Origin of the sequence: Chryseobacterium sp. POL2 (assembly GCF_011058315.1) — a bacterium.
In the GTDB taxonomy this organism is placed as follows: Bacteria; Bacteroidota; Bacteroidia; order Flavobacteriales; family Weeksellaceae; genus Soonwooa.
The window spans coordinates 1,107,215-1,122,144 of the sequence record NZ_CP049298.1 but is presented as its reverse complement, the minus strand read 5'-3'; the positions used below and the strand labels follow the sequence as shown (position 1 = coordinate 1,122,144).

Annotated in this window: 14 protein-coding genes; 8 read left to right on the top strand and 6 right to left on the bottom strand. The window is 35.4% G+C overall.

What is annotated here, in order from left to right; all coding sequences use genetic code 11:
- Window positions 1-18 precede the first annotated feature (18 nt).
- Window positions 19-957: a sulfate/molybdate ABC transporter ATP-binding protein gene (locus tag G6R40_RS05200; protein WP_165132498.1), complete on the top strand. Its 939-nt coding sequence runs from the start codon at window positions 19-21 to the stop codon at window positions 955-957.
- 173 nt (window positions 958-1,130) lie between these two features.
- On the opposite strand, the gene G6R40_RS05195 is transcribed toward G6R40_RS05200, so the two are convergent.
- Together G6R40_RS05195 and G6R40_RS05190 are read right to left on the bottom strand one after the other, a co-directional pair.
- Entirely contained in the window at window positions 1,131-2,612 is a 1,482-nt protein-coding gene (locus G6R40_RS05195) for a lipopolysaccharide biosynthesis protein (RefSeq protein WP_165132495.1), read from the bottom strand.
- Between the two features lie 12 nt (window positions 2,613-2,624).
- The gene (locus G6R40_RS05190) at window positions 2,625-3,410 is read right to left on the bottom strand and encodes an FkbM family methyltransferase (protein ID WP_165132492.1); all 786 of its coding nucleotides are present in this window, start codon (window positions 3,408-3,410) and stop codon (window positions 2,625-2,627) included.
- Window positions 3,411-3,603: 193 nt separating this feature from the next.
- Here G6R40_RS05190 and G6R40_RS05185 point away from each other — a divergent pair, with 193 nt between their 5' ends.
- From G6R40_RS05185 to G6R40_RS05155, 7 genes are all read left to right on the top strand, one after another.
- Window positions 3,604-5,289 (top strand): DEAD/DEAH box helicase, encoded by a 1,686-nt coding sequence (locus tag G6R40_RS05185; protein WP_165132489.1) that lies wholly within the window; start codon window positions 3,604-3,606, stop codon window positions 5,287-5,289.
- Window positions 5,290-5,430: 141 nt separating this feature from the next.
- Complete coding sequence (locus G6R40_RS05180) at window positions 5,431-6,069, top strand: DUF47 domain-containing protein (protein WP_165132486.1); 639 nt, start codon at window positions 5,431-5,433, stop codon at window positions 6,067-6,069.
- A gap of 28 nt (window positions 6,070-6,097) precedes the next feature.
- Entirely contained in the window at window positions 6,098-7,234 is a 1,137-nt protein-coding gene (locus G6R40_RS05175) for an inorganic phosphate transporter (RefSeq protein WP_165132483.1), read from the top strand.
- Window positions 7,235-7,369: 135 nt separating this feature from the next.
- Window positions 7,370-8,341 carry a polyprenyl synthetase family protein gene (locus G6R40_RS05170; protein ID WP_165132480.1) on the top strand — a complete coding sequence of 324 codons (972 nt, stop codon included), beginning with the start codon at window positions 7,370-7,372 and terminating at the stop codon, window positions 8,339-8,341.
- Window positions 8,342-8,344: 3 nt separating this feature from the next.
- Window positions 8,345-9,310, top strand: coding sequence for a GSCFA domain-containing protein (locus G6R40_RS05165; protein WP_165132477.1), 966 nt, complete (start codon window positions 8,345-8,347; stop codon window positions 9,308-9,310).
- Window positions 9,311-9,461: 151 nt separating this feature from the next.
- Window positions 9,462-10,232 carry a TatD family hydrolase gene (locus tag G6R40_RS05160; protein WP_165132473.1) on the top strand — a complete coding sequence of 257 codons (771 nt, stop codon included), beginning with the start codon at window positions 9,462-9,464 and terminating at the stop codon, window positions 10,230-10,232.
- A gap of 2 nt (window positions 10,233-10,234) precedes the next feature.
- A complete protein-coding gene (locus G6R40_RS05155; RefSeq protein ID WP_165132470.1) occupies window positions 10,235-11,374 on the top strand; it encodes a 1-acyl-sn-glycerol-3-phosphate acyltransferase in 1,140 nt (379 codons plus the stop codon).
- A 47-nt stretch (window positions 11,375-11,421) separates the two neighbouring features.
- Here the strand turns inward: G6R40_RS05155 and G6R40_RS05150 are convergent, their stop codons facing one another.
- The 4 genes from G6R40_RS05150 to G6R40_RS05135 form a co-directional block, all read right to left on the bottom strand.
- Window positions 11,422-12,684 (bottom strand): DEAD/DEAH box helicase, encoded by a 1,263-nt coding sequence (locus tag G6R40_RS05150; protein ID WP_165132467.1) that lies wholly within the window; start codon window positions 12,682-12,684, stop codon window positions 11,422-11,424.
- A gap of 86 nt (window positions 12,685-12,770) precedes the next feature.
- Window positions 12,771-13,259, bottom strand: coding sequence for a DUF6438 domain-containing protein (locus G6R40_RS05145; protein WP_165132464.1), 489 nt, complete (start codon window positions 13,257-13,259; stop codon window positions 12,771-12,773).
- 7 nt (window positions 13,260-13,266) lie between these two features.
- The gene (gene obgE / locus G6R40_RS05140) at window positions 13,267-14,250 is read right to left on the bottom strand and encodes a GTPase ObgE (protein ID WP_165132461.1); all 984 of its coding nucleotides are present in this window, start codon (window positions 14,248-14,250) and stop codon (window positions 13,267-13,269) included.
- Window positions 14,251-14,328: 78 nt separating this feature from the next.
- Window positions 14,329-14,907, bottom strand: coding sequence for an adenylate kinase (locus G6R40_RS05135; RefSeq protein ID WP_165132458.1), 579 nt, complete (start codon window positions 14,905-14,907; stop codon window positions 14,329-14,331).
- Between the last annotated feature and the right edge of the window lie 23 nt (window positions 14,908-14,930).

Here is a 14,930-nt window from a genome sequence, read left to right as displayed (position 1 = left end):
AATCTGTAATTTTGCATTATGCTTTTAGAAATAAACGATTTAGAATTCAGTTATTTACCCGAACAAAAACTCTTTCAAAACTTCAGTTTTTCAATGGAAAATGCCCAAGTTATTGCTTTGGCAGGAGAAAGTGGTTGTGGAAAATCAACTTTGTTGAGCCTTATTTATGGTTTGTACGACTGGCGACAAGGCGACATTATTTTCGACGGAAGAAGGCTTAAAGGACCAAAAGCGAATCTTGTTCCTGGAGAAGCTGATATGAAATTGGTGGCGCAACAATACGATCTTATGCCTTATGCCAATGTTTTTGACAATGTCGGAAAATTTATTTCGAATATTAATCTTGGTGAAAAAAAGGATAAAGTCAATCTGCTTTTGGAAGCGGTGGGTATGGCGGATTTTTCCAAAGTGCTTCCCAAAAATCTCAGTGGAGGACAACAACAGCGTGTTGCTATTGCGCGTGCTTTGGCAGTTACGCCCAAGCTGTTATTGTTGGATGAGCCTTTCAGCAATTTGGATACTTCCCGAAAATTTGATCTTCGTGATAAGTTTTTTTCTATGGTTAAAAATATGGGTTTGTCGGTTATTATTTCGACCCATAATTTGGAGGAGATTATACCTTGGGTTGACAAAGTTGCTATTCTTGAACGAGGTGAATTATTACAATATGACACGCCGAAAGAAACTTATCAACAGCCTACGAATGAATATGTTGCCAAACTTTTAGGCGAAGTAAATGTCTTTACGGATTTTGAAAAGCATAAGTTTAATCTTAATAAAAATTTCTACTTTCCTCATCAGATAAAACGCTCAGATCATGGTCTAGAAGGGGAAATTTTGGAAAGTCGTTTTGCTGGCGCTTTCTATTGGAATAAAATTAAATTACAAGATAAAATATTGATTATCTATTCTTTAGAAAAACTCGAGGAGCCAGAAAGGTTCATCTTTTGTGAATAGAATGTGGATAACTTCATCTTCTGAAAATGAGCTGGTTAAGAATTAATTTTGTTATATTTGAGTAACAAATAAGGAAATTTTTGGTTAATTCTCTTTCTGCCTCCTGAGGTTAATATTAGCATTTGCAATATAAATCTTTATGAAAGTTTACCCTGCCAAACTTTTCCTTTTTTTTATTTGAATTTTGTAAGGCTTCTGAAGAAGTTTTTGTTCAGGTATTTATCCAAAGGGTAGATTTTCATAAAGTGATTTCCGATTAATAAAATGGCTATAACAATACTTGGTTTTAAAAATAAATTCAGTAAACTGTTTGAGAAATTTGGTGTTAATATCGCAATATTAATCGCGCAAAAGCTTAATACCAACGCATAAAGCATCGGCATACTCAAAGGAAAAACTTTGAATTTTTGATAATTAAAAATGATTTTAATACTGTTGAAAATAGAAAGAGAAATAGCCGTTGCCATCGCAATGCCAATAATTCCTAAATCGGTGTATTTTAAAAAAACAAAATTAAGCCCAATAGTTAAACTTGCCAAGATTAACATGATGACAATATTAAAACGATAATATTTTGACAACGAGATAATATGGCCGTTGAAACCTGTCGCTAGATCAAAAATAAATGCGGAGCCGAGAATCCAAACCACAGGTTCCGCTTGTTTTAACAAATCGCCATTTTTGATAAGGTCTGTTAAATAGGGAAATCCTACCAAAATACACGAATATAAAGACAAACCTAAGAAGAACAAACTTAGTGATGTTTTTTTGTGAAAGTGGTCGAGTTCTTCGAAATTATGTTCGCTAATACTTTTGTTGATAATCGGCGCCGAAATATTGAAAAGCCCCATTTGTGGCACATTAATAATACCAATAATAGCGAGAATAGTGCTGTAAACGCCGTTGGCCTCGAAGTCGATAAATTCGCCGATCATATAATTGTCAATCCTTACGGCGAGATAATTACCGATATTTCCTAAAAATCCAAACAAGCTGTAAAAGAAAATTTGTTTCCAAAATTGGTCTTTTTTAATATAATTTGTACTGAAATCGGGTTGGATTTTTTCGAGCTTATTAGCATAAAATGCATAACCAAGAAGTGTTAATACAAACATTCCGAAGAAAAAGGCATAAGCTATTTTTTCGGAGAAACATAGATATACAAAAATGATAAAAGCACCAAGATTAGCCAGTTTTGGCACCAGATTTTCAAAAATATTGGAGACAACAATCCGCTTATAATTGGTAATATATTTATTAAAAATCGATGATAACGCTAAAACCAAAATCATGGGAAAAATAAGATTTTTCATTTGCCATGTTTCGGAATTTTTTAAGTTTGGAAAAAGGGTGGCTGCTAAAAAATATAGCGCACAAAAAATGATGAAATTGATGACAACGCCAAGCAAAGATAAGCTGAGGAAATTGTGATGTTTGCCATCTTCCTTGGTTTTTAAAAAAAATTTCACATTAGAAAATGACAATCCAAAAACAACTATTGGGATAAACATTTCGGCTGTAGGAAGGATAAATCGCAATTTCCCATAAAACTCCATGTCATGTGGAAATATGAAAATTGAGGAAATAATTCCCAATAATGTCCCCAGATAACCTATAATTGAATATTTTATGCCTTGACGTGCAACAACGCTCATGTTGTGTTCTTGTTAATTTGGAATGAAAATAATATTATTAATGTAAAATTGATAATTCTTAACATTAGTCGAATCTTGCAAAAGTATGAATTCTTCTGTTAATTTTTTTAAACTCAAACTTTCTCGGTCGAGATAATTCGCTGTAAATCCCCAACTTTCAATCTCAGATATTAAACTCCAAATTGGTTCTTTATGATGGCGTTGTTCTATCTCCACCATGAATGTTGGTCGGTGTTGTAGAATAGTTTTCTGGGCGCCTCGAAGTGTTTTCATTTCATTGCCTTCGACATCAATTTTTATAAAATCAATTCTTGAAGTATTGAGATTTAGGTCGTCCATTTTCACCACTTGTACCGTTTGCAGAATAATTTTTTCCTCATCTTTTTCTTTAATTTGTGTTTGCAAGGTTCCACGGCTATGTACTTTTTGACCATTAATCACTGGGATTTTGAATTCCGCATTCAGGTTTTCGTCGGACAAAGCGGATGAGAAAATGTGCATATTTGGAAATAGTCTTTTCAAACGTGAATTGAGCTCTGGATTGGGCTCGAAACCAAATATATTTTTGTGCTTCAAATGATTTTGTAATAAATAAAGATAAGCGCCAACATTTGCCCCAATATCAATAAATACAGCATCTTTTTTAAGATAGTTTTTAACCCACCAAAATTCGGGTTCCACATTTCGTTCGATAATATTGTTTGGACTAAGGTTTTTTAGTTTTTTAAAATAGCGCGACTTATAAAAACGAGGCGATATGTACTGTAGATATTCGGCGATGTCACTATATAAACCCATGGAAGCATAATAGATTTGAAGTAGTAAATATGATGCTTTTCTCCCGTATTTTGCAGATTTTTTTTAAAAAAAATTGAGTGTCCGTTTTCTATTTAATTTTGATTGCTTTTATCCCAATATATATTTGTTAACAAAAGTTTATAAAAATTGTCAAAAATAAAATTGTATCTTTGCAAAAATTTTATACAACTTAATGAAGTTATTTTCCGAGTCCAGTTTAAGTCCTGACATACAGAAGGCAATTGGCGAGATGGGCTACGAAAGCCCTACAGAAATCCAAAAACAGACTATCCCATTTATCTTATCAGATATCCGCGATCTTATCGCACTTGCGCAGACCGGGACAGGCAAAACAGCGGCGTTTTCGCTTCCGATTTTGGATATGATTGACGATACGAGTCGCAAAATCCAATTTTTGGTGCTTTGTCCGACGCGAGAATTATGTCTTCAAATTACAAAAGACATAAAAACTTACTCCAAGTATTTACCAAACATCAAAACAACTGCGGTGTATGGAGGTAGTAGTATTATGGAGCAGATCCGTTCTTTGAGAGAGAAACCACAAATTATTGTGGGGACTCCAGGACGTGTGATTGACCTTATTAATAGAAAAGCTTTAGATTTTTCTAGCATCCATTGGTTGGTGTTGGATGAGGCTGACGAAATGTTGTCTATGGGTTTCAAAGATGATTTGGAAACGATTATCAGTGAAACACCAGAAACCAAACAGACATTTTTGTTCTCGGCAACGATGAACAAAGAGGTAGAAAGAATTTCTAAAAACTATTTGACAAATCCGCACCGTATTTCGGTTGGTTCTATTAACGAAGTTAAAAAGAACATCAAGCACGAATATTTCGTAGTGGGTTACCGTCAAAAGAAAGAAGCTTTGAAGAGAATGATCGATGCGAATCCTAATCAGTATTCGATTATCTTTTGCCGTACAAGAATGGAAACGCAAGAAGTTGCAGATTTCTTAATGCAAAACGGCTATGCAGCAGATGCACTTCATGGCGACTTGTCACAAGCGCAACGTGATACGGTTATGAAGAAGTTCCGTTTGAAGAATATCGATATTTTGGTAGCGACAGATGTTGCTGCTAGAGGATTAGACGTAGATTCTTTAACGCATGTTATTCATTTCTCTTTACCAGATGATCCAGAAGTTTTTGTACACAGAAGTGGTCGTACAGGACGTGCAGGTAAAGATGGTATTTCTCTATCTTTAATAAAACCTGAAGAAAGTAGAAAACTAAAACAAATAAAAGCTTCTACAAAGATAGAAATCACAGAAGGGAAAATCCCGACAGGTGATGATATTGTGAAGGCCCAGGTTAATGGTGTTTTTGAAAAACTATTAACCGAGAATTCTGAAGATATTTTCGCTTTTGATGATGCGTTGATTCCAGATTTGTCCCAATTCTCAAAAGAGGAATTGGTGCACAAGTTGTTACAGTTCCAGTTGAAAGAATTGGCTTTGTATTACAAAGATCGTAACGATTTGGTTGAAGCCAAATTTAATGGTGGAGATGACAGAGGAAGCCGTCGAGAAAGAGGTAGAGAGCGCGAAAGAAGAGGCGAACCTCGTGAGAGAAGAGAAGGCGGAAGACGCGAAGGCGGTAGAAGAAGAAATAACGAAGATATGGTGCGTTTCTTCTTTAACCTTGGAAAACGCGACCAGTTGAAGAAAGTTGATATGTTAGAGATTATTAACAAAGCCACTTCTAAGTCTAAGAAAAGAGCAGATATTGGAGATATTGAGATTTTAGAGAAATTCTCATTCTTCGAAATCGAAAAATCTTTTAAAGATGAAGTTGTTAAAGGCCTTCAAACACAGAAGTTTAAAGGAAAAGAGATGCGCGCAGAAGTCGCAAACTAAACATCTCAAAATAATAATAAAAAGCCTGTATCCAAGTGATGCAGGCTTTTTGATTGTTAATAATTTATTAACATTGCGTTGTTATTAAGCTTAACCTATTTAACGATATTTGTGGTCACAAAAACTGTAAATAAAAATAAAATGGGAATTGGAAATATTTTCAGAGCATTCCAGCCAAAAGACAAAATCTTCTTTGATTTGTTCGAAAAAGTAGCAGACACATTAGTTGAAATGTCAAAAACCTTTCATGATGGTCTTTTAGAATTTGATGTAAATGACGAGTCAATGCTAAATCAAATGAGCGATTACGAGCATAAAATGGATGACTTAACACACGAGATTTTCGTGCAGTTGGGAGAGAATTTTATCACACCTTTCGACAGAGAAGACATCAGCCTTCTTGCAGCAGGATTAGACGATATTGCAGATTATATTTATGCATCGGCTAAGTATATTTATCTTTACAAAACCCCAGAAAACAAAGTATATTCAGAATTTTCTTTATTAATTTACAAATCTTGCGTGGAGATCAAACATGCATTAGCAAATCTCAAAGATTTCAAAAATCCAAACGAGGTTAAAGAATCGTGTATTAAAATTAATTCGTACGAAAATATTGCCGACGATGTATTGAGCCAAGCGACAGTTAAGCTTTTCGAGACCAACGATGCGATTTTAATTATCAAGCAAAAGTCAATTCTTGATTATCTTGAAGTGGTTACAGATAAAGCAGAAGATGTTGCTAACACAATGGAAAGTATTGTCATTAAATACGCCTAAATCTATTCACATAACAAAATAAAAAAGAATGGATTTTCCAATTTTACTGATTGTTATTATTGCATTAGCTTTAATATTTGATTATATCAACGGGTTTCACGATGCAGCTAACTCTATTGCAACCATCGTTTCCACAAAAGTATTAACCCCGTTTCAGGCCGTATTATGGGCCGCAGTTTGGAACTTTGCTGCTTTCTTTATTGCAGCTTATATTATTGGCGAGTTTAAAATTGGTAACACCATTGCCAAAACGGTCAACGAAAATTATATCAACCTGGAAGTGATTTTTGCGGGACTTATCGCGGCAATTGCTTGGAATCTTTTAACATGGTGGTTTGGGATCCCGTCCTCATCGTCTCATACCTTAATTGGTGGATTTATCGGAGCTGCTTTGATGCATGCTTTGGCTTTAGATTATCAAGCGGTAAGTGCAGCGCATCCAGATTATTCGACGGTGAAAGTTTTGGGAGAAGCTTTTAAACAACTCTTTTCGCAAGATGTTGTGAAGTTTAAGGTTGTTATTCCTATTTTTCTATTTATTTTCTTGGCACCTTTAATCGGTATGATAATTTCAATTATCATTACCCTCATTATCATTCAGGTATATAAGAGATCAAATCCTCACAAAGCTGAAAGACAATTTAAGAAAATGCAGTTGGTATCTTCAGCGTTATTCAGTCTTGGACATGGTCTTAATGATGCTCAAAAAGTTATGGGGATCATCGGGGCAGCGGTTATCTATTACCATGTTAATGTACTTAATGACCAATATGCTTTATTGGAATCTAGCGAGCGTTTCAACTTCTTTACAGAACATTATATTTGGGTACCTTTGGTATCGTTCTTAGCAATTGCTTTGGGGACGATGAGCGGTGGTTGGAAGATCATCAAAACCATGGGAACGCGTATCACAAAAGTAACGCCTTTGGAAGGTGTAAGTGCTGAAACAGCAGGTGCAATTACATTATTTATTACAGACCACTTTGGTATTCCTGTTTCTACAACGCACACGGTGACAGGTTCTATCATTGGGGTTGGTTTGACAAAAAGAATTTCTGCTGTACGTTGGGGTGTTACGGTAAGTCTTCTTTGGGCTTGGATTTTAACAATTCCTATTAGTGCCATTGTTGCAGGGATTACTTATCTTATGGTTATTGCATTCTAAAATTTTAGAATTTTAAATATCATTAAACTTTGTCTTTCTTAAGACAAAGTTTTTTGTTTTTAAACGGTTTTGCATAACTTCTTGATGGACTAAAACCGTTTAAAAATTGTATTTTTGCATAAATCAAATTTGTTTATGAACTTTTTAGATAAATACCAGAACATCGTTTCCGAAGCCGTAGAAAACTATCGTTTTAATGATCAACCAGGAGAACTTTATGCACCCATGAACTACATTATGGCGCATGGTGGCAAAAGGATGCGCCCTATTATGGTACTTATGGCTTGCGAGCTTTTTGATGGTAATTTGGATGATGCGATAAAACCCGCTTTAGCCATTGAGTTTTTTCACAACTTCACCTTGATTCATGATGATATTATGGATGAAGCGCCACTTCGTCGTAACAAAGCAACAATTCATACTTTATATGGCCTTAATGTAGGGATATTGTCGGGGGATAATTTGCTTTTTAAAGCCTATCAGTTTTTCTTGGATCTAGAGCCCATATTATTTAAAAAATGTTTAAAAATATTTACAGATACAGGAATTGTTATTTGTGAAGGTCAACAATACGATGTTAATTTCGAAAGCATGAGCAATGTAAGCCATGACGATTACATCAAGATGATTACTTACAAAACAGGATCTCTAAGTGCGGCTTCTTTACAAATTGGAGCTTTAATAGCTGGCGCAAGCGATGAAGATGCCGAATCAATTTATAACTTTGGAAAACATATTGGTATAGCTTTCCAGATTATGGATGATTATCTTGATGTCTATGGCGACCAAGAAGCAGTAGGTAAGAAACATGCGGGCGATATATACGAAAACAAAAAAACAATTCTCTATTTAACAGCCTTGGAACATGCTAATGATGAAGAACGTGCAGAACTCGATTATTGGTATTCCAAAAAAACCGATAATGTTGATAAAATCTATGGTGTAGAAAAAATCTTTAGACGTACCAAAGTTGAAGAAAAAGTGCTTCGCCTGGTACATCAACATAGCGAAACGGCCTTAGAATATTTAGATAAAATAAAGGTTGCGCCAGAGAAAAAACAAGCCCTTTTAGAACTTGCAGAATATTTGTTGAAAAGAGAAAAATAGATTATGATTTTCAGAACAGAAGTTGACATTAATGCTGTAGAAAAAAACATAGATATCGAAGATTCTATATTTTCGATCGGCTCTTGTTTTGCAACCGAGATTCATACTAAATTAAAGGAGGGTCAACTCCAGACTTTTAATAATCCGTTTGGGACTTTGTTCAATCCGTATGCGATTAACACAGCTTTGCAAAGGATTTATAAAGGGAAAGATTACTCGGAGATTGACTTGATTTTGGCCAACGACTTGTTCATGAGTTTGGATCATCACTCCTCTTTTGATTCCAGATTTGCACATAAGATTTTGGAAAAAATCAATAGCCAGTTACAAGCTGCTAACGACTTTTTACAAACCACGAAATGGGTGATTATCACATACGGAAGTGCTTTCGTTTATGAATTTTTACCAAAAAATAAAATTGCTGCCAACTGTCATAAAATTCCACAAAAGTTTTTTAACAAAAGATTCTTGACAGATGAAGAACTTCGCCAAAATATTGCGGAAAGTATAGAATGCATCAAGGATATCTGTCCAGAGGATGTTCAGATTTTGTTCAGTTTATCGCCCGTTCGTCACACCAAAGATGGCATGACCGAAAATAGTCTGAGCAAAGCCAAACTCTTATCGGCAATGCATGATGTTATCCCCAATTATAACAATTGCTATTATCTTCCGATTTACGAAATTTTAATGGACGATTTGCGGGATTATCGCTTTTATAAAGACGATCTTATTCACCCGAATGAGCAAGCGGTGCAATATATTTGGGAGAAATTTGGACAAGCTTTTTTCGCCGATGATACCAAATTGTTCATTAATGAAAATAACAAAATCCAAGCTGCGCTCAAGCATAAATCTTCCGATGAGGAAAGTCCAAAACATCAAAAATTTTTGGAAAACTTAAAACAGAAAATAGAAAATCAGCGCCAAAAAGCCAAACATTCAATTTTTGAAAATGTTGATCTTTAGAAAAATTTTTGATTTGTAGTTTTTTAGGAGCTATTTCCACCAATATTTGTGCAGAATATTTCCATCTCGCAAAAAGTTGTGCAGCACAGCCACTAACTGTTAAATACATCCTCATTAAGAGTTTATAAAACAGTTTTACAAAATTTTAAAAATGATAGACACACATACCCATCTATATTCTGAGCAATTCGATGTCGATCGAGCAGAAATGATTCAGCGCGCTTTAGACAAAGGCGTAGAAAAATTTATCTTGCCAGCCATCGATTCGGAAACGCATGAAAAAATGCTCGCTTTAGAATCCAATTATCCCAATAAGATGTTCGCTATGATGGGACTTCATCCATGTTCTGTTAAGCCAGAATCTTGGGAGAACGAATTGAATTTGGTGAAAAAATACATCGATCAACGCGATTTTGTTGCGATTGGCGAAATTGGGATTGATCTTTATTGGGACAAGTCAACTTTGGATATTCAGGTTAAAGCTTTTGAACAACAAATAGATTGGGCGATTGAGAAAGATTGGCCAATTGTCATCCACACCCGCGATAGTTTTGATGAAACATTCGAGGTTTTAGAACGAAAAAAACATCCGAAACTTAGAGGTGTTTTTCATTGTTTCTCAGGAGATCTAGACCAAGCGAATCATGCTTTGGATTTAGGTTTTGTTTTAGGAATTGGCGGCGTAGCAACGTTCAAAAACGGAAAAGTCGATCAGTTTTTGAATCAAATTCCTTTAGATAAAATAGTTTTGGAGACAGATTCGCCTTATCTTGCGCCCGTTCCTCATCGTGGCAAACGTAACGAAAGTGCTTATGTAGAATTGGTTGCCGGAAAACTGGTAGATATCTATGGCGTTTCGTTTGAGGACATTAACAAAAGGACAACAGAAACAGCATTAAAAATTTTTGGAATTAATAATTAATTATGGATTCTTGTTTAGATTCAATTCGATTTTATAATAAGGAAGAAGTACATCCTGCGTTACAATCGATGGCAAAACATCCGATGATGATGGCTTTGTTACAGTTCGCTTTTCCGGGAAAGTCCGAAAACGAAATTTCAAATATTTTAGCATCAATTGATAGTATCGAAGATTTTCAGGATAAAGTCATCAGCCATTGTATTCGTAATATTTTAAAACAATCTTCGGATGGTTTGACGATTTCAGGTTTAGAACATTTGGATAAAAATAAAACCTATCTTTTCATTTCCAATCATAGAGATATTGTTCTGGATACGAGTTTGATCAATTTGGCTTTGCTAGAAAATGGATTTCAGTTGACGGCTTCCGCTATTGGTGATAATCTGGTACAGCGCGATATTTTTATGGTTTTGGCGAAGCTTAACAGAAATTTTTTGGTTAAACGTGATGTTTCGCCGCGCGAACTTTTGAAAAGTAGTCAATTGATGTCAGATTATATCAAAGATTTAATTCTAAATCGGCATCAATCGGTTTGGATTGCACAGCGTGAAGGTCGTACAAAAGATGGTAACGATACCACACATCCTGGCGTTCTCAAAATGATTGCAATGACCAATGGAAAATCTGATGTTTGTGATTATTTTAAAAGCTTAAATATAGTTCCTGTCAGCATTTCTTATGAATATGATCCGACGGATAAATTGAAAACCTATAAAGCAATTCAGTCCAAAAATTCTGAAGTGCTTGTAAAGTCGAAAAATGAAGATTTTGAAAATGTGATGGCTGGCGTGTTGGGACAAAAGAAAAGAATCCACATCCATTTTGGAGAAGTGCTTAGCGAGACTTTGGATGAGATAAAATCGAAATCTGAAAACAATAATCAGCAAATCCAAATGATTGCAGAGTCGATTGATAAAGCGATTATTAGTAATTATAGATTATTCCCAAACAGTTTCATCGCGTTGGATATTCTTAACGAGGCAAATCGTTATTCTGCATATTACACGCAAGATGAAAAGGAATTGTTTGAACGTAGAATGGCTTTAAGTATCGATAAAAATGATGTCGAACTCAAGACGCATTTTCTAAGTCACTACGCCAATCCAGTGGTTAATAAAGAGAAATTAGGCTTCGAGTTTTAGTTTATAAAAAAACGTCATAAGTATCAATCTTATGACGTTTTTTTTGTTTATTTTTTGCCTTGTCTAGAACTTTTTTTATAATAATTCTTTTTGGCGACTTTTTCTTTTTCCTGTGTTTTGGAAGGTCTTGTGTTGGCAGCAGCCTTATTATTGCTATCGCGTTTTTGCTCGATAAGATTATCTGTATGATAAGGATGATCGCGATTGATAGGGATTTTTTTACCAATTAATTTTTCGGTATTACGAAGATTCACCAAGTCCAAACCGTCAACGAAAGAGAACGACGTCCCATCATTACCTGCGCGTCCCGTTCTTCCGATACGGTGAACGTAAGTTTCCGAAACATCTGACAATTCGAAGTTCAGGACGTATTTTAGCTCATCAATGTCAATGCCTCGCGCAGCGATATCGGTTGCAACCAGAACACGCGTTTTTTTAGATTTAAAATTGTTTAAGGCATTTTGTCTGGCATTCTGAGATTTGTTACCATGTATCGCTTCCGCAGAGATGTTGGCTTTATGAAGTCGTCTTGCAATTTTGTCTGCGCCGTGTTTGGTTCTCGAAAAGACCAACAATTGATCAATCTTTTGGTTTTGTAAAACGTGAATCAAAAGTTCCAGTTTATCATCTTTTTCAACCAAAAATACACTTTGCTGAATGGTATCTGCTGTTGATGAAACGGGCGTTACTTCGACTTTCACAGGATTCTGAAGAATGCTGTTGGCTAAGGCGCTAATTTCTTTTGGCATTGTCGCCGAGAAAAATAATGTTTGTCTTTTTTGAGGAATAAGTTTGATGATTCGTTTCACATCATGTACAAATCCCATGTCCAACATACGGTCTGCTTCGTCCAAAACGAAAACTTCTAGATCTTGCAGATTAATGATTCTTTGATTTATAAAATCCAACAATCGTCCAGGCGTGGCGATTAATATGTCAACACCTTTTCGGATCGCAGCTTCTTGTGCGCCTTGTTTAACACCACCAAAAATTACCAACGATTTCAGTGGAAGACGTTTGCCGTATTCTTTAAAATTTTCTTCTATCTGGATGGCCAATTCTCGCGTTGGTGTCAAGATTAAGGCTTTTATTTTTTTATTGTTTTTATACTTCGGATGCGAAAGATTTTGTAACATCGGAATCGCAAAAGCTGCTGTTTTTCCCGTTCCGGTTTGGGCGCAACCTAGTACGTCGCGGCCTTTTAGGACTTCTGGAATGGCTTTTTGCTGAATGGGTGTTGGGTTGGTGTATCCTAATTCGTGAATCGATTTAACGATAGGTTCTATAAGTTGGAGGTCTGTGAAATTCAAATTGATGATTTATATTTAAAAAAAATAATTCCCTCATGTAGAAGGAATTTGATATTGCAAAGTTAGCTTAAATAAAATTAAGTCTGCTATTTTACTTTTTTCCATGTTTGATTTAAGCGTAAATCCGCAAAAAACTTATAAACTTCTTTTAGTTTTGGAGTTCCTCTTTTTCCGTAATCTTCAATAATTTTTGATGTTCCATCGGTATAATTAATTCTTAAAAAAGAAGTTGGCATATCCATGATGTTTTTATCACCATAGAAATCATTGAGTTGTTTTGGATCTAGCTCATCAATCAAAGCGACCAATTTGTTATAATCTTTAGCTTTAATAGTGGTTTTAAAAGTACCTTCACGTTCTGCTGAAAAATTTGTTTTTGTATGGTTTTCTCCAAAATTAAAATGTTCTGCTTCGAAAGTTGCACTTTTGTCGGCATTAATTGTAATTTTAAATATTGGACAAAATCCGAAACATGGCGTTGTCTCATATTCTAATTTCTGATATTTGGATACCGATTTATGAGACTGACAAGCCGTCAGCAACAAAATGCTAAAAAGACTTAATAGGTATTTCATACTATTATTAACCGTGAAGTTGTTTCCAAATTGCATCTTTCAATTCCATAAGTCCTTCACCAGTAACGCCTGAAAAAAATATTGGTTTTTTACCTTCTGGGAATTCTGCGGAAACTTCAGTTTTTAGTTCGTCATCCAAAAGATCGGCTTTCGAAACAGAAATAATATAATCTTTCTCCAAAAGTTCCGGATTATATTCTTTTAGTTCGTTTTCCAAAATTTGGAATTCTTTAAAATGATTTTCAGAATCTGCCGGAATTAAAAAAAGTAAGATAGAGTTACGTTCTATATGGCGTAAAAAACGATGTCCAAGACCTTTTCCTTCGGCTGCACCTTCGATAATTCCAGGGATATCTGCCATTACAAAAGATTTGTAATTTCTGTAATCTACAATCCCCAAATTAGGTGTTAATGTGGTGAAGGCATAATTGGCGATTTTTGGTTTCGCTGCCGAAATAGATGCCAAAAGTGTGGATTTTCCAGCATTAGGAAAACCTACTAAACCAACATCTGCAAGGATTTTTAGTTCGAAAACAACATAACCTTCTTCGCCTGGAAGTCCAGGTTGTGCATATCTTGGCGTTTGGTTGGTTGCTGATTTGAAATGCTCATTTCCAAGTCCACCTTTTCCACCTTGCATAAGAACGATTTCTTGCTTGTCTTCAAGGATTTCTCCGATAATTTCGCCTTCTTCATTTTTTGCAATGGTACCAATAGGAACCTGAATGTAAATATCGTCTCCCGCAGCTCCAGTTAATTGGTTTTTTCCTCCATTTTCGCCACGACCAGCTTTAACATGTCGCGTGTAACGAAGTGGAAGCAAGGTCCATTCGTGTGCGTTACCTTTCATGATAATGCTACCACCACGTCCACCGTCGCCACCATCGGGACCACCTTTTGGAATGTATTTTTCGCGACGAAGGTGGGCGGAACCAGCACCTCCATGACCGGATGTACAATGAATTTTAACGTAATCTACAAAATTGCTCATAATTTTTTAGTTGATGGTTGTTGGTTGGTGGTTGTCGGCTCTTAGTTAAACTATCAACTAACAACAAACAACTGACAACTATTTTATTTTTTCGACTTCTGCGAAAAGCTTTTCAGAAATTTCTGAAATTTCGCCGATGCCGTTAACTTCTACATATTTGCCTTGTTGCTTGTATAGTTCTGCAACTTCAGCGGTTTTAGCATAATATTCTTTAATACGGTTGCTGATAATAGCTTCGTTGCTATCGTCTGTTCTACCGCTGGTTTCGCCTCTTTTTAGTAATCTTTCGACAAGAACTTCATCTTTAACAACTAAAGAAAGGCAAATGCTAATTTCAGAATTTAGTTCGTCTTTTACGATTTGTTCCAAAGCTTGTGTTTGATTAGCTGTTCTTGGGAAACCGTCGAATATATAACCTGCTGCAGTTGATGGTTTTCTAAGTTCGTCAACTAACATGTCGATAGTTACTTGGTCTGGTACCAATTCGCCTTTGTCGATGTAAGATTTAGCGAGTTTTCCCAATTCTGTTTCGTTTTTAATATTGAAACGAAATAAATCGCCCGTGGAAATTTGTTGAAGGTTGAACTTTTCAATTAGATGTTGTGCTTGTGTCCCTTTTCCACTTCCCGGAGGACCAAATAATACGATGTTAATCATTTTTAATAGATTTATTTTTCAGA